10 protein-coding genes are annotated in these 15,711 nt (G+C 63.2%); 9 read left to right on the plus strand and 1 reads right to left on the minus strand.

The features are described from left to right. Positions 1–91: 91 nt before the first annotated feature. Together Pan216_RS20535 and Pan216_RS20540 are read left to right on the plus strand one after the other, a co-directional pair. Positions 92–1,294 carry a Gfo/Idh/MocA family protein gene (locus Pan216_RS20535; protein ID WP_145260907.1) on the plus strand — a complete coding sequence of 401 codons (1,203 nt, stop codon included), beginning with the start codon at positions 92–94 and terminating at the stop codon, positions 1,292–1,294. Positions 1,295–1,384: 90 nt separating this feature from the next. Further along, positions 1,385–3,646: an alpha/beta hydrolase gene (locus tag Pan216_RS20540; RefSeq protein WP_145260909.1), complete on the plus strand. Its 2,262-nt coding sequence runs from the start codon at positions 1,385–1,387 to the stop codon at positions 3,644–3,646. A 362-nt stretch (positions 3,647–4,008) separates the two neighbouring features. Here Pan216_RS20540 and Pan216_RS20545 read toward each other — a convergent pair whose 3' ends face one another. Further along, complete coding sequence (locus Pan216_RS20545; RefSeq protein WP_145260911.1) at positions 4,009–6,048, minus strand: WD40 repeat domain-containing protein; 2,040 nt, start codon at positions 6,046–6,048, stop codon at positions 4,009–4,011. 130 nt (positions 6,049–6,178) lie between these two features. Here Pan216_RS20545 and Pan216_RS20550 point away from each other — a divergent pair, with 130 nt between their 5' ends. From Pan216_RS20550 to Pan216_RS20580, 7 genes are all read left to right on the plus strand, one after another. Continuing rightward, on the plus strand, positions 6,179–7,393 hold the full coding sequence (locus Pan216_RS20550; RefSeq protein WP_145260913.1) for a dipeptide epimerase: 1,215 nt from the start codon (positions 6,179–6,181) through the stop codon (positions 7,391–7,393). Further along, the gene (locus tag Pan216_RS20555) at positions 7,386–8,252 is read left to right on the plus strand and encodes an alpha/beta fold hydrolase (RefSeq protein ID WP_145260915.1); all 867 of its coding nucleotides are present in this window, start codon (positions 7,386–7,388) and stop codon (positions 8,250–8,252) included. Before Pan216_RS20550 ends, Pan216_RS20555 begins: the two co-directional genes overlap by 8 nt. A 236-nt stretch (positions 8,253–8,488) precedes the next feature. Continuing rightward, the gene (locus Pan216_RS20560) at positions 8,489–9,013 is read left to right on the plus strand and encodes an RNA polymerase sigma factor (RefSeq protein ID WP_145260917.1); all 525 of its coding nucleotides are present in this window, start codon (positions 8,489–8,491) and stop codon (positions 9,011–9,013) included. A gap of 32 nt (positions 9,014–9,045) precedes the next feature. Continuing rightward, complete coding sequence (locus Pan216_RS20565; protein ID WP_145260919.1) at positions 9,046–9,738, plus strand: hypothetical protein; 693 nt, start codon at positions 9,046–9,048, stop codon at positions 9,736–9,738. Positions 9,739–9,752: 14 nt separating this feature from the next. Next, positions 9,753–10,433 carry a hypothetical protein gene (locus Pan216_RS20570; protein WP_145260921.1) on the plus strand — a complete coding sequence of 227 codons (681 nt, stop codon included), beginning with the start codon at positions 9,753–9,755 and terminating at the stop codon, positions 10,431–10,433. Continuing rightward, on the plus strand, positions 10,430–13,135 hold the full coding sequence (locus Pan216_RS20575) for a DUF1549 and DUF1553 domain-containing protein (protein ID WP_145260923.1): 2,706 nt from the start codon (positions 10,430–10,432) through the stop codon (positions 13,133–13,135). Before Pan216_RS20570 ends, Pan216_RS20575 begins: the two co-directional genes overlap by 4 nt. Positions 13,136–14,280: 1,145 nt before the next feature. After that, positions 14,281–15,576, plus strand: coding sequence for a DUF1501 domain-containing protein (locus Pan216_RS20580; RefSeq protein ID WP_145260925.1), 1,296 nt, complete (start codon positions 14,281–14,283; stop codon positions 15,574–15,576). Positions 15,577–15,711 lie beyond the last annotated feature (135 nt).

The raw sequence follows: 15,711 nt of genomic DNA on the forward strand, positions 1-15,711 counted from the left end.
GTCACCGCGAAGGATGACCGCGACGATTCCCACCAACGAAGACCAGCCACCCTCGGCCCGGACGACCTTCCGCCAGCACAGGAGTTTCTCGATGCCAATCGGTTTGCCAAGACGTACCTTCCTCGCCGCCTCCACTGCGGGGCTCGCCACCCAGCTCCTCGGATCGACCGTCGCCCACGCGGCCTCCGACACGATCAATATCGGCTGCATCGGACTCGGCGGACGCGGCCGCTTCCTCATGAACGAGGCGATGAAGATCCCCGCCCTGCGGATCACCACCCTCTGCGACGTGATGGAGCCGAACCTCGACCGCGCCAAGAAGATGGTCGAAAAGGCCAAGACCGTCGACGACTACCGCAAGGTTCTCGACGACAAGGAGATCGACGGCGTCATCATCGCCACTCCCGATCACTGGCACGCGCGAATGACCGTCGACGCGTGCGAAGCGGGCAAGGACGTCTATGTCGAAAAACCGCTGACGCACGATCGTTCCGAGGGCCCGGGGCTCATTGCCGCGCAACACCGCACCGGCCAGATCGTCCAAGTCGGCATGCAGCAGCGAAGCATGGAGCAGATCCAAAAGGCCCGCGCGATCATCCGCTCGGGAAAGCTCGGGAAAATCCACAAGGCCCATCTCACTTGGAATCGCAATCGCAAGCCGCGACTCACCTCGAACTTGCAGGAGAACCAAGTCGATTGGAATCAGTGGCTCGGTCCGGCGCCGCGACAACCCTTCAACGCGTTTCGCTGTCAGAACTTTCGCTGGTTCTGGGACTTCGGCGGCGGCATCCTCACCGACCTGATGACCCACCACATGGACATCGTCAACTGGTGCCTCGACCTCGGCGAACCGACGAAAGCGGTCACCATCGGCGGCAACTACGAGACCAAGGACGTTTGGCAGACTCCCGACACCATCCAGACGCTCGTCGACTATCCCGACCGCGAGCTGCAAGTCTACTTCGAGGGGACTTTCGCCAACGCCCGCAATCGCTCGATGATCGAACTGATGGGCACCGAGGGAACGATCTACATGGATCGCGGTCGCATGGAGGTCTTCATGAAGCAGGACAACGAGAAGACCGACGAACTCGTCCTCGGCTCCGGCACCCGCGGCGGCGATTTCTACAAGGACAACAACGGCGCCCTGCCCCACTTGGAGAACTGGGTCGAGTGCATGCGGAGCCGCTCCCAACCGATCGCCCCAGTCGAAGCCGGCGTCTACGCCGTCCTCGCCCCCCACTTGGGCAACCGCGCCTACCTCTCCGGCGGCGAGGCGACCTGGGTCTCCTAACGGACGCGGACGTCGGTACGCAACAGTCGCGTTTCCTCCCGCGCGCGGCCTGACCGCGCGTGGGCCCGACTCATCCGATACAATGGCGGCATGGATGCCATCTTCCGCCACTTACCGCTGAAATCGGTCCTCGCCCTCACCTTGGCCGTTGGTCTCCTGGCGGCTTCCCCGCGAGAGGCCCACGCCGTTGGCCGGGTGATCCTCAAGGACGGGACCACCCTCACGGGCGACATCCGCACCGAAGAGCAGAAGATCCAAGTCGACGATGGTCGCTGCCTGCACATTGTCAGCGCCCAGCAACTCCTCCGCCCCGAGGAGGTCGACGGCAAGTCGGTCTTGGAACGCTATTCCCTCGACCAGCCGGTCGCGTCCGACCGCGGCCGTCCCCTCGAACGCATTAAGGACATCATCGAAGCGACTCCCTTCGACGAGTTCGGGCGGCGAACCGTCCGGCTGCGCGACAGCGCCAACCGCGAGCTTTCCATCCATCAGGCCATCACCGAGTTGACCCCGACCCACGTCCGCATCGAAGGGATCAATCGGCTCTGGTGGGGCGCTCTCTCCCTGTCGCAACTCCCCTACCCGACGCTCCGAACACTTCTGCGCCGTGCTGGCGATGAGTCGAACGCCCCCGGCCGTCTCAAGATGATCGTCTTCCTACTCCAAGCCGGTCTCTACCCCGAAGCCCAGGCGGAGATCGCTCAAGCGCGAATCGACTTCCCCGAGCGAGAAAGCGAACTGCGAAGCCTCTCCGACACACTCGAGGCCCGCTGGGTCAACGACGTTCTCCGCGACGTCCGGCTCGCCCTCGGGTCGGGTCAACGGCAAGAGGCCAACCGACTCTTCGCGACCCTGAAGGATCATTCGATCCCGCGCGACGTCGAGCCAAGCGTCGATCTCGTCGCGAGGGAACTCGAGCGCCTCGACGAGCAAATGGAGACGACCAAGCAATTGCTGGCGGCGACGAAGTCCCCTTCGACCGTGACGCCCGACGACGATCGCGCCCGCGAGGCGATCAGCGCCGCCCTCTCGCCCGCCACGCTCTCCCGACTCGAACCGGTGCGGCAACTCGCCAACCAACCGGGCTCCACGCCCGACAAACAGCTCGCGCTTGCCCTCTCCGGCTGGGTCCTCGGGCCATTGCTCGCACACGAAGACCTCGATCAGGCCCGCGCCGAGTGGACGATGTACGAGACACTTCGCGATTCGCTGGCCGCCCCCGATGAGGTCGCGTTCCAGGAACAGTTTCTCGAGCTCCTCAAGGCGAAGACCGCCACCGATCTGGTGCCGCGGATCATCCAGCACCTTCCCGCCCCCGAAACCGACATCGTCCCGGCGACGCCGACCGAGGTCGCGCTCACCGTCGACCAACTCGGGGACCTGCCGTACCTGGTCGTCCTCCCTCCGGAATACGACCGCTTTCGTCGGTACCCGGTCCTCTTCGTCATGCACGGCGTCGACGAGACCCCCGAAAAGGCGCTCGATTACTGGCGTGAACTGGCGGCCAAGCACGGGACCATCCTGATCGCTCCGTTCCGCGACGACCCGACCCAGGCCTACGCCTACAGCGTCGCCGAGCACGTATCGTTCCTGAAGCGGTTGGCGGACGTTCGCCGTCAGTTCGCGGCCGATCCCGACCGGGTCTTCCTGGCGGGGCACGACTTGGGGGGATACGCGGCGTGGGATTTGGCGATCAGCCACCCGAGCGAGCTGGCCGGGCTGATCACCTTTTCGGGCATTCCGAAGTTCTACGCCGAGCACTACTGGCCGAACCTGGAAACGCTCCCCGTGCTGGCGATCGAGGGAACCCACAACGGCGGCAACGCGGGAGAGCTCAATCACGCGCTGCGGCGTTTCTTTCAGAACGGCTATGACGTGCTGCTTCGGTTCTACCGCGGCCGACTGGGAGGCGTCGTTTCCGACGCCCTGCCCGACGCCTTCGAGTGGATGAGCCGCAAGCGTCGCGGTCCGCCGCCGAGCGAATTCACCGCGGTCTCGGCCCGCCAGTCGGATCGGCGTTTTCACTGGATCGAGATGGAGGCCTTCATTCCCAAGGCCCTGATCCCTCCAGAACTCTACCAACGTTCGCGCGGCCGGCCCGCCAAGGTCCGCGCCCGCATCACCGACGGCAACGCGATGCAGATTTCCGCCACCGGCCTGCGGGCACTGCACGTCCTTCTCTACCCTAACCTCACCCAGCTCGACGACCCCGGTTTTCGGATCGTCGCCAACGGCAAGACCCTCCATCGCGGCCCGGTCACCATCGATCTCGAGGAGATGCTACGCGACTACCGCGAGCACTACGACCGCCAACGGCTGTTGCTCAAACGGATCAAGGCGCTACGGCTTTAGCGATTCGCGATTTGCCAAGTCGTTTTTGGGTGCCATGCCGACGCTTGCCCTGGGCATGCGGGACAAGCATGTGATTGGGCAAGCTCCCTCAAGTGCGGGCGACAAGTAGGTTCCTGTCGGAAAGGAGCCCCCCTCTGGGAGACCCCCTCTAACTTCCCCCTTGGACAAGGGGGAGCAGAAGAAGGGAAGCATCTCAACGTCCCCACTTGTCCAAGGGGGGACTACAGGGGGGTCTCTTCCGCTTCAAGGGGGCTCTTCCGTTTGCCCAAACGGGGAACGTGAATGGGCGGCTCTTCCGCTACAGGAATATCTCTCACTCAAGGCCAACTTTTCATCCCCATCCCACCTCGAAGTCCCACCGGTCACTCTTTGGGCAACGGGGGTAAGGGATTGGGACAGACCATCATCGTGAGCGAACACTTGCCGCACTTCCAGGGTAGACCGAGCCCCTTCTTCTTGATCACCTCGGCGTGACCGCAGTAGAGACAGATGACCTCGATCACCTCCTCGGGGGCCGAACCGCGACGCCACATCTTCTGTGCCTTGAACTGCGTGCGGCCGGCGATCCAGTTCGGCCCGAACTCGTAGCTCAACTCGATGAAGTGAACCAAGCCCTCCTCGTCACCGACCGCCACTTGGGCGCCATCGGGAGCGACGTCGAGCGTCAGGATCGCCGACGTGTGCGAGATCGAGCCGATCGCCTGCTTCATCGTCGGCTCCCAGACGTAGACGACCCCGTCGCGGTCGGCGCTGATCAGGAGCTGACCGTCCGGGGTGAAGCGACAACACGTCACTTGATCGGTGTGGCCGACCAGGACGCTCGGCTCGGTGACGCGATCGGTGCGCCAGAGACGAATCGTGCGATCCGCGGAGCCGGTCGCCACGATCGAGCCATCGGGACTGATCGTGCAACAGAGGACGCGATCGTCGTGTCCCTCGAGCAACAAACGCTCGTTGAGGGTCTCGCGCAACCGTTCGTTCAAGTCCCAAACGCGAAGCTGACCATCCCAGGCAACCGACACCAAGTGCCGGGCGTCGAGCGAGATATCACAGGCCGCAACCGCCTTGGTGTGGCCCGAGTAGACGCAGTGTTTCTGCTTCGTCTGGAGGTTCCAGAGCTTCAGCTTCATGTCCCAAGACGAGGAGATGAGCCAATCGCCGTCCGGGAGAAACTTCAGGTCCGACACCATTTCCTCGTGGGCCCGGATCGTGACCTCGAACGATTCGAGTTCGACGTCCCAGATCTTGATCACGCCGTCGGCGGTGCCGAGCGCCCAGAGGCGATTATCGGGCGAGACGGCGCACGAGGTGATCGGTTGGTCGTGACTATCGATGTAGCCGGTTTCGACGAGTTCGTTGCGGTCCCACAGTTTTAAGTGGCCGTCTTCGCCGACGGAGAGCAGATGAATGTTATCGGGCGTGTACTGCACGCGATACACCTCGCCGCCATGCTGGTTGACGAAGCGAGTCATCCCCATCTCGCCGAGGTCCCATCCGCGTAGGCACCCCTCTTGGTCGACGGTGATGAGATCTCGCGAACCGGTCAGCAGCGCGCAGCCGACGAGGCGACTTTCGTGGGCGGCGAACTCGTCGTAGAGCTTGCCGCGGTCGACGTCGTAGAGACGAATCATGCCGTCTCGGTAGGCGGCCGCGAGCAGTTTTTCGTCCGGGGTTAGGTCAATCCCGGTGATCGGTTGCCGCGACTCGGGCAGCGAGAAGCGTTCGCGATGGAAGGTACTCCAAAAGCGGATGGTCGAGTCGCTCGACGCGGTGACGTACCAGCCGGACTTGGGAGCGACGAGGATCTGGGAGATCGTGCCCTCGTGGGCGCTGAGCTTGCGGATCGTTCGTTTGTTCTCGATGTCCCACGCGACGAGGTGGCCCTTGACGTCAACGGTGACGACTTGATTGCTCGCGACCCAGGCGCAGCCGGTGATCTCGTCGTCGTAGGCCTTGAGGTTGCAGATCTCCTCACCCGAATCGGTGTGCCAGACCCGCAGGGAGCCATCGCTTCCGCCCGCCGCGATGTAGCCCCGGTCGGGCGAAAGGCTCACGCCCTTGATGCGCGACTCGGTCTCGAAGCGGACGACTTGGGTCAATTGGCGGTTCCAAAGCACGATCGAGCCATCGATCGAGCCGGAGAGGATGTACTTGCCATCAAGGGTGATCGAGACGCAGGAGACATCGCCGGCATGGGCTTGCATGAGGTTGGTTTGGCAGCCGTGAGTCGGATCCCAAACGACGATCTCCCCGTCGACGGTCCCGAGCAAGAGGGCATCGGTCATGGGATGGGCGGCGATCGTGGTCACCGTTCGCCCGACAGCGCCCAACTCGACGGGCGTCTTGGAGACGATCTGCGATTCGCTCGTGGAAAGCCAATTCACGCTGCAAGTAATGGCCATGACCTTGGAGTGTCCCTCCTTCCGGTGCCGTCGCGTTTACCCCGAGAACAGGAAGCTTCGCGACCTGGACCGTGGCCAGACCTGGCCGATGGGGGTGGCGGATGACCGGACAAGACAGATAATAGTGTCCATGACCACTTTACACCATGCCACGACCGGGAAGCCCGCACTTCAGGTCGCCAATGTCGAGCTTTATCACGTTCGGATTCCCTTCAAGCGGACCGTCCGCCATGCATCGCACGCGCGCGATTCCAGTGAGAACGCCGTGGTGCGCTGCACGCTCAGCGATGGCACCATCGGCTACGGCGAGGGACTTCCTCGCGACTACGTGACCGGCGAGACGATCGAGACCAGTCTCGATTTGCTGCGACGGGCCGACTGGTCGGGACAGCTTTCCCCCGTCGGATCGTTCGGAGAGGCGATCGAGATGATCCGCTCCTTTTCGCTTCCGCCCGTCGAGGGTGACGATCGCGGTTGCGTGGGCAATGCCGCCCGGTGCGCCGCGGAAATCGCGCTCTTGGACGCCTACGGTCAGGCCTTCGGCACGTCGCTGTACGAACTCTGCTCGCTCCTGCCCGGCTGCCAGTCGATCCTCAAGAAGCGTCGCCGCTGCCGTTACAGTGGGGCGATCACCTCGAAATCGCCGAAGCGGGAAGTGCTGACGGCGCTGAAATTCCGCGCGGGGTGGTTCTTTCAATGCAAGATCAAGGTCGGGACGCGCGGCCAGGACGATGTGGCGCGGTTACGCCGGTTGCGCCGATTCCTCGGGCCCTGGATGAACATCCGCATCGACGCGAACGAAGCGTGGACGCCCGAAGAGGTCGTCGAACGGATCAAGGAACTCGAGCCGTTCAAGATCACGTCGGTGGAACAGCCGGTCGCCCATGAGCAAGTCGACTGTCTGCGCGAGGTTCGGCAACAAGTCGACGTTCCGATCATGCTCGACGAATCGCTCTGTGGCGCGATCGACGCGGAACGGGCGATTGCCGACAGGACGTGCGACCTATTCAATATCAGACTCTCCAAATGTGGCGGGTTGATCCCGTCGTTGGAGTTGGCGGCGTTGGCCCAGCGACACGGGCTCGGGTACCAGTTGGGGTGCCAAGTCGGCGAAACGGGCATTCTCTCGGCGGCGGGCAGACACTTCGGCTGCACCGTCGACAAGATCCGCTACCTGGAAGGATCGTACGACAAACACTTGGTCAAGGAGCGACTGACGCGAGAAGATCTCACCTTCGGGCTAGGAGGTGTCGGGTACCGCTTGAAAAAACCGGGCCTCGGCGTCACCATCGATCCGGAGAGTCTTTCGCGCGTCACGATCGCAAAGGAGCAACTGCATGGGTGAGGTCGATCAGTTGGCTGCCGCGGCGGCGGAACTCTCCATCGAAGCGGCCGACGGATACGAACTCCACTACACGCACCTGCCCGCCGCGAACCGAAGACGCTCGGCCATCGTGGCGATCCACGGCGCCCAGAGCCATGCCGGTTGGTACGGTCGGAGCTGCGAACGACTGGCGCAGGCAGGCCACGACGTCTACTTCTTCGATCGGCGCGGCAGCGGGCTCAATCAGGTCGATCGCGGCCACTGTCCAGGCGGCAACCAACTGATCGACGATGTCGTCCGCGCCGTCAAGCACGTGCGACGTGAGGTCGGCGACGTTCCGGTCTTTCTGCTCAGTATCTCCTGGGGCGGAAAACTGGCGCTGATGACGCTCAAGAAGAACCCCGACCTCGTCGATGGGGTGATGTTTCTCTGTCCCGGCTGGTTCGCGAAGGTTTGGCCGTCAATGCGGGAAAAGCTCGCGATCGGCTGGTCGTACCTTTTCTGGCCGCATCGACGTCTGCCGATTCCGCTCGGCGACCCCGCGCTATTCACCGGCAGCGACCAATGGCAGCGGTTCATCCGCGAGGACCCGCTGAGCCTTCGGCTCGCGAGCGCCAAGTTCCTGATGACGAGCTGGTTCTGGGACGGGGAAATTCGCGACGCGGGCTCGGCGATCACGATCCCGGCGCTCTTGATGCTCGGCGGCGAGGACCGGATCATCAAGAACGAACGCACGCGGACGTTCTTTGAAGCCTTCGCGTCGCGCGACAAGCAAGTGATCCACTACCCCGAGGCGCATCACACGCTGGAGTTCGAACCCGATCCGGATCGGTTCGTGGACGACTTGCTCGGATGGATTTCGGAGCACTTGCGGCGCTGATCGGTGTCATTTGGGCGCGAAATTGAATGACTTTGGTTCGATTTCGGCCCGTTTTGGTCGAAAAGCGGCCCGTTTTGGTTGGGAAACGGCTCCATTCGGTCGAGAAACCACCCGTTTGGGGCCAATCGGGAGCCGCTTTCGCGACATTTCCTTGGCAAGGGCGCCGTTTCCAAGAAATAATCGCGCGTTGCGAGGCATCTCCCTTACGTAGCTAGTAGGCAACGGACGCGAACGCATTGGCGGCGTCAAAAAAGGCCGGTTCTCCCACCGCCGAACTCGAAGATGTTTTCACGGAACACGCTCCCGCTCTGAGACGCTTCATCACGGGTGTCCTCCGCGATGGGAGCGTGGCCGAGGACATTGTCCAAGCAGCGTTCGTCAAAGCCATCAGCAGCGTCGACCTCGCGGAACTCGATTCGGTTCGGGCCTGGCTCTTTCGAGTCGCCTACCACGAGGCCCTCGCGTGGCGACGCAAGAACAAGACACGCGAGCGTCATCACGAGCAACTCCTGCACCATGTTTCGCATCAGGAGAGCGAGACGCCCGAGGAGAACTTCCTGCGGGCCGAGCGAGTCGTCCAAGTTCGCGACGCCCTCGACCGACTGCCCGAGGAGCAGCGACGCGTGGTCCATGCCCGGCTCTACGAGGGCAAGACCTTCGCCGAGATCGCCGAGGCGGACCAGCTTCCCTTGGGTACCGTGTTGACCCGCATGAGGCTCGCGATGAACAAGCTGCGAGAGATGCTCCAAGACAACAACTAGCCCCCATCTCGAGGACCGAAGAGTAGAGTCCCATGAACGCCGACTTCAACAACAAGTTGAATCCACCGTTCGACGATGAGTCGAACCAAGGCCTCGACGAAAAGTCGAACCAAGGCCTCGACGATGAGATGAGCGAGGCCCCCAGCCCCGAACTGGGATGGCTAGCCTTCCGCTACATCTCCGGGGAACTCTCCGCGGAGGAGATCGACGCCTTCGAAAAACGACTCGATATCGACCAAGCGGCACGCGATGCGGTCGCCGAAGCGGTCGAACTCTCCGATCTGGTTGTCGCCGGCTTCGAGCTGGACGGAGCCTCCCGGCAAGACGCGTCACCGGCGACCCCGCGCGAAGGAGGTCTCCGCACCGGGCGCACCGGCCGACTCGGTTGGACCGGCGCGGGAATCGCGGCGATCGCCGCCTCGCTCGTGGTCATGATTTCGCTCGTCGACCGAACCAGTGAGCCTGCGCCTTCCAAGACTGGGGACGGAACCTTCGTCTCGCAGGGACTCCCTGGTGGCGACGCGTTGGCACTGGCGTGGAACGAGGTGCATGCGGCCGGGGGCAGCGACTTGGCCGACGCGGACGTCTTCGCGGATCCCGATAGCGAGGTCGACGGCCTCGACCCCGGTGCGAGCACCGACCTTGACAACGAACTGCCCCCCGACTGGCTGGTGGTAGCGATCTCGATTCATTCCAACGAGTCTTCGGCGCGAGGGTTGCCGTGATCGGACTGACTCGAATGGTGACGAAAGGCGGCGCCACCCGAGGACTGCTCCTCGCGGTGTTGGCGTTGGCTCTCTGCGGGAATTCCGGCCTCTTCGCCGAGGAAGACGCCACTCGGAAGGACGCCGCCAAGCGGCCCGTGGCCAGGCAGCGCGACAGCGCCTCCGAGATCGACGAGAAGGCGGTCATCGCCTTCGTCGACGAGCATCACGCCGAACTCGCCCTGTTGCTTAAACGACTCCGCCAGCACAGCGACGATCAGTACCGCAAGGCGCTGCGAAGCCTCAACAAGCAATTTCGCCGACTCGAAAAACGCCGCTCCTCCGACGAGACTCGCTACCAGCTGGAACTCGACACCTGGAAAGTGAAGTCGCGCATCGAACTGCTCCGCGCCCGCATCATGGTCACCCCCGACGAGGACCAACGGAAGGAACTCGAGGAACTGGCGCGACGACGCATCGACTTGGAGATCGCGATCCTCGAGTACGAGAGCGATCGTCTCCGTCGCCGGGCGGAGCTGATGCGTCAACGGGTCGAGCGACTCCGACGTGACCGGGACAAGCGGGCCGAGGAAGAGGTCCGCCGCGCGTTCGCCACGGAGAAGAAACCGTCGAAGAATCCGAAGGCGAGCGAGCCGACCAAGGGCTTGAGAAAAGCGTCCTCCACGAAGAACAAGAAGGACAACGAGAACCGATGAAGCGATCTTTTCTGATCCTGGCGGTCGCGGGACTGATTTGCGGCGTCCCCTCGAGCGAGGGAGCCGAGATGCTCCGGCCGGCGAGCGAGCGATTCGCCGAAAGGTCCTGGGACGAGACGCCCGACTTCCAGCGGCATGTCCTTCCCCTCTTGGGACGGCAAGGCTGCAACGGCCGCGCCTGCCATGGATCGTTCCAGGGACGCGGCGGCTTGCGGCTCTCGCTCTTCGGTTACGACTTCACGATGGACCACGACGCCCTGACCAAGGGAGACGATCCACGGATCGACCTCGAGTTCCCCGACGCGAGCCTGATGCTGCTCAAGCCAACAATGGAAGAACCCCACGAAGGGGGCCAGCGGCTCGAAGAGGGAACCTGGCAGTACCGACTGCTGACCAACTGGATCAAGAACGGCGCCAAGGCCGCTTCGAGCGACATCGCCTTCGACCGCCTCGAGGTCATTCCCGACGAGATCGTCTTCAATCAGAAGGGGCAGACCGAACCGCTACGCGTCATCGCCCACTGGTCGGATGGAACCGTTGAGGACGTCACTTGCCTGAGCCGCTTCCGAACCAATGACGAGTCGATCACCGACGTCTCCGAAGAGGGGATCGTCAAGTCGATCGGCAAGGGCGACACCGCGGTCGTCGCGTTCTACGACAACGGCGTCTTTACCGTTCCGACGATGATGGCGGTCTCCGATCGCGTCGGCGATCACTATCCCGACGTGCCGACCCCAACCAAGGTCGACCGCCTGGTGGTCGAGAAGCTTCGCAAGCTGGGGCTGGTGCCATCGGAACTCTGCTCCGACACCGAGTTCCTTCGTCGGGTCAGCATCGACATGACCGGAACGCTCCCCACGCCCCAGGAGATCGAGGCCTTTGTCGCGGACCAGTCGTCCGACAAGCGGGCGCGCAAGATCGACGAGTTGCTCGAGCGCCCCAGCTATTCCTCCTGGTGGGCGACGAAACTGAGCGACTTGACCGGCAACAACCCGCGCGACATGCAGACCTTCGGACCAACGATGTCCAAGCAGTGGCAGCGTTGGGTCGAGGAGCGGATCGAGAAGAACGAGCCCTATGACGAATTGATCGCCGGCATGGTCGAGGCGGTCAGCCGCCGTCCGGGCCAGAGCTATCAAGACTACTGCGCGGAGATGTCCAAGCGGATCAAGGAGGACGATCCCGAGGCGATCGTCGAGCACGACTCGATGCCCTATTTCTGGTTCCGCCGCAGTCTCCGCAAGCCGGAGGAGAAGGCCCTCGCGTTCAGCTATGCCTTTCTCGGGGTTCGGCTCCAGTGCGCCCAGTGCCACAAACATCCGTTCGACCAGTGGACCCAGGACGACTTCAATCAGTTCACGGCCTTCTTCAACGGCGTCTCCTACGGCTACGCCAAGGACGCCCGCGGTGAACGGACCGCGATGATCAAGGAGCTTTCCGGTGGCGAGAAGAAGCTCCGCATGAACGACTACCGACGCTTGGTCCGCGAGGGAAAGGTCGTTCCCTTCAGCGAGGTCTTCGTCAACGATCGGGCCGCGAAGGGACGCCGCTCCAAGAAGAACAACAAGACCAGCTCTTCACGCGTCATCACGCCGAAGCTGCTCGGCGGCGAGGAAGTCATTCTCCAGGAGTTCGCCGATCCCCGCTCGGCCCTGATGGAGTGGATGCGGGGCCAGAACAATCCCTACTTCGCCCGAGCCTTCGTCAATCGCGTCTGGGCGAACTACTTCAACGTCGGCATCGTCGATCCGCCGGACGACTTGAATCTCGCCAATCCGCCGAGCAACCCGGCACTGCTCGACGACCTGACCAAGCGGTTCGTCGAAAGCGGCTACGACATGAAGTGGCTTCACCGCGAGATCGCCAACAGCCGCACCTACCAGCTCAGCTCCAAGCCGAACGCGACCAACGTCGGCGACGAGCGGAATTTCAGCCGGGCGGTCGTGAGACGACTTCCCGCCGAGGTGGTCGTCGACGCGATCAAGCAAGCGACCGCCTCCGATCGGGAGCTGGCCTCGTGGCACGAGACGATTGAGAACCGCGCGATCTCCGGGCGGGTGGGCCGCAACCGTCGTGGACAGGGTGACTACGCGTTGACCACCTTCGGCATCCCGGCGCGGGAGACTAATTGCGACTGCGAACGGTCGGTCGAGCCGAACCTGACGCAGGCCCTTTACATGTTCAACGACGACGACATCGAAACTCTGATGACCCGCTCGGGGGGGTGGCTCGACGATGTCGCCGGCATCTCCCGGAAGAACGCTTCCGTGGAGAGCGCGAAGGACCGGGACGCGCTCGAGGCCCGGCTTCGCAAGGCTCGCGAGAACCTCAAGACGATCAACAGGCTCGTCACCCAGCGCGTCAAGCAAGGCGACAAGAAGGAAGCCGAACGCTTGCGTGGCAAGGCCGACAAGCTTCGCCAGCGCCTCAAGCAAGCCAACGAGCGTCTCGCCCAGTTGGACAAGGAGTCCAAGCGTCCGAGTTCTCCGAATCGAGTCGCCGCGACCAATGGCAAGTCGGCGCTTGCGAACCTCGACGCCCTGATCCGCGACGTCTACCTGCGAACGGTGAGTCGTCCGCCCACGATGGAGGAAGCGAGCCGGGCCCGCGCCCACGTCCAGACCTCCGCCGATCCCGGCGAGGGGCTTCGCGACTTGCTATGGGCGATGCTCAACACGAAAGAGTTCATCGTGAACCATTGAGAGAGTGAGGCTTTTATGCCCCTCTCCCCGTGGGGAGAGGGGAATTACTGACCTCTCCCGCGGGGAGAGGTCGGCGAGCGCAGCGAGACGGGTGAGGGGATTCAATGCTCGGTCAAACAAGACGGCTGGCTGGAAGAGAACCCCCTCACCCCTAACCCCTCTCCCACAGGGAGAGGGGAACAAGGGACTCACTCTCCCACAGGGAGAGGGGAACAAGGGACTCACTCTCCCGCGGGGTGAGGGGAATTACTGACCTCTCCCGCGGGGAGAGGTCGGCGAGCGCAGCGAGACGGGTGAGGGGATTCAATGCTCGGTCAAACAAGACGGCTGGCTGGAAGAGAACCCCCTCACCCCTAACCCCTCTCCCACAGGGAGAGGGGAACAAGAGGCTCACTCTCCCACAGGGAGAGGGGAACAAGGGACTCACTCTCCCACAGGGAGAGGGGAATTACTGACCTCTCCCGCGGGGAGAGGTCGGCGAGCGCAGCGAGACGGGTGAGGGGATTCAATGCTCGGTCAAACAAGACGGCTGGCTGGAAGAGAACCCCCTCTCCCCTAACCCCTCTCCCACAGGGAGAGGGGAACAAGAGGCTCACTCTCCCAAAGGGAGAGGGGAACAAGGGACTCACTCTCCCGCGGGGAGAGGGGAATTACTGACCTCTCCCGCGGGGAGAGGTCGGCGAGCGCAGCGAGACGGGTGAGGGGATTCATTGCTCGGTCAAACAAGTCGGCTGGCTGGAAGAGAACCCCCTCACCCCTAACCCCTCTCCCACAGGGAGAGGGGAACAAGAGGCTCACTCTCCCGCGGGGTGAGGGGAATTACTGACCTCTCCCGCGGGGAGAGGTCGGCGAGCGCAGCGAGACGGGTGAGGGGATTCAATGCTCGGTCAAACAAGACGGCTGGCTGGAAGAGAACCCCCTCACCCCTAACCCCTCTCCCACAGGGAGAGGGGAAAAAGAGGCTCACTCTCCCACAGGGAGAGGGGAACAAGGGACTCACTCTCCCGCGGGGTGAGGGGAATTACTGACCTCTCCCCAACCAGAGGTTGTCGGAACGAGACGATCCGAACTACGGCAAACCACTTGAGCGATGTTGTTGAACCCCGTGTCGAAGTTGAACGAAACGATCAGGAGATAGGGAATCCATGGCGAGCCATCTTTTTTGCGACGGGGTCCGTCGACGTGATTTTCTGCGGGTCGGACTCCTCGGGACAACGGGGCTCTCCCTCTCGAGCTATCTCCGCATGGCCGAGGCGGGCGAACTGAAGAATCCCCGCGCCCGCTCGGCGATCTTCATCTTCCTCCAAGGTGGTCCCTCGCACATGGACACCTTCGACCTCAAGCCGAACGCCTCCTCGGAACTACGCGGGGAGTTCTCGCCGATTCAAACCAACGTTCCCGGCGTCGAGATCAGCGAACACTTGCCCAAGCTCGCCACGTGCGCCGATAAGTTCGCGGTCATGCGAGGCGTCTCGCACAACCTCGGCGCCCATCGCTTTGGCGTCGAGTATCTCTCGACCGGCAATCGTCCCTTGCCCTCGCTACAGTTCCCCGGCTACGGCGCGGTGGTCAGCAAGGAGATGCCCGGCCCGGTCGATCTGCCCGACTTCGTCGCGGTGCCGCGAACGCCCGAAACGTCCGGGTACCTCGGCATCCGCCACGCCCCGTTTCAAACCAACGCCGCCCCGCAGTCGGGCCGCACGTTCAACGTGCGGGGGATCAGCCTCAACAAGGGACTGACGCTCACCGACCTCGAACGGCGTCGCAATCTCCTCAAGGAGGTCGACACCGCGATGGCATCGCACGAGGCCCACAGCGATCTGCTTCAGGGACTCGGCGGTTTCAGCGACCGCGCCTACTCGATTATCAGCTCCTCGCGGGCTCGGGAAGCGTTCGACATCGCCAAGGAGTCGCCGGCGATCACCAGAATGTTCGACCGGTCGAGCTTCTCGCAGAGCTGCCTCTTAGCCTCTCGGCTGGTCGAGTCGGGGGTCCGCTTCGTCACGCTCAGCACCGGCGGCTGGGACACGCACCAGGACAACTTCGGCAGACTCAAGGACAGGCAACTTCCCATGCTCGACGACGGCGTCGCCGGGTTGCTCAAAGCGCTCGACCTGAAGGGACTGCTCGAAACGACGACGGTCTTCATGGTCGGCGAGTTCGGCCGGACGCCGAAGATCAACGAGCGTGGCGGTCGCGATCACTACCCGCGAGCGATGTTCGCCCTCATGGCCGGCGGCGGCTTGAAGGGTGGTCTCACGGTGGGGGAATCGGATGCCGAGGGCAAGGGCCCCAAGGGCGAACCGATCACACCCGACGATTTGGCCGCGACCTTCTACAAGACGCTCGGGATCGACATCGAGAAGGAGTATCACACCTCCACCGGCCGTCCCGTCATGATCGTTCGCAACGGCAAGCCGATCCGCGAACTCTTCGCGTAGTCAAGTAGGGTGGGTTTGGACCCACCAAATAGACTCGGGAAGATCGGCAAATGATCGGCCGACGATCGCCTTCCCAAGAATTCCCACGGCGCCGCCGCACTGGTAGCGAAGCAACCGGTGCTTGCCAAGAGATGG

Origin of the sequence: Kolteria novifilia (assembly GCA_007748055.1) — a bacterium.
GTDB classification, from domain to species: Bacteria; Planctomycetota; Planctomycetia; order Kolteriales; family Kolteriaceae; genus Kolteria; species Kolteria novifilia.

Excerpts from the sequence above, each read along its gene's own strand:
- Pan216_RS20550 (WP_145260913.1), top strand. The coding sequence starts at position 6,179 with ATGACCACTTTACACCATGCCACGACCGGGAAGCCCGCACTTCAGGTC.
- Pan216_RS20545 (WP_145260911.1), bottom strand. The coding sequence starts at position 6,048 with ATGGCCATTACTTGCAGCGTGAATTGGCTTTCCACGAGCGAATCGCAG.
- Pan216_RS20565 (WP_145260919.1), top strand. The coding sequence starts at position 9,046 with ATGAACGCCGACTTCAACAACAAGTTGAATCCACCGTTCGACGATGAG.
- Pan216_RS20555 (WP_145260915.1), top strand. The coding sequence starts at position 7,386 with ATGGGTGAGGTCGATCAGTTGGCTGCCGCGGCGGCGGAACTCTCCATC.
- Pan216_RS20535 (WP_145260907.1), top strand. The coding sequence starts at position 92 with ATGCCAATCGGTTTGCCAAGACGTACCTTCCTCGCCGCCTCCACTGCG.
- Pan216_RS20540 (WP_145260909.1), top strand. The coding sequence starts at position 1,385 with ATGGATGCCATCTTCCGCCACTTACCGCTGAAATCGGTCCTCGCCCTC.
- Pan216_RS20575 (WP_145260923.1), top strand. The coding sequence starts at position 10,430 with ATGAAGCGATCTTTTCTGATCCTGGCGGTCGCGGGACTGATTTGCGGC.
- Pan216_RS20570 (WP_145260921.1), top strand. The coding sequence starts at position 9,753 with ATGGTGACGAAAGGCGGCGCCACCCGAGGACTGCTCCTCGCGGTGTTG.
- Pan216_RS20580 (WP_145260925.1), top strand. The coding sequence starts at position 14,281 with ATGGCGAGCCATCTTTTTTGCGACGGGGTCCGTCGACGTGATTTTCTG.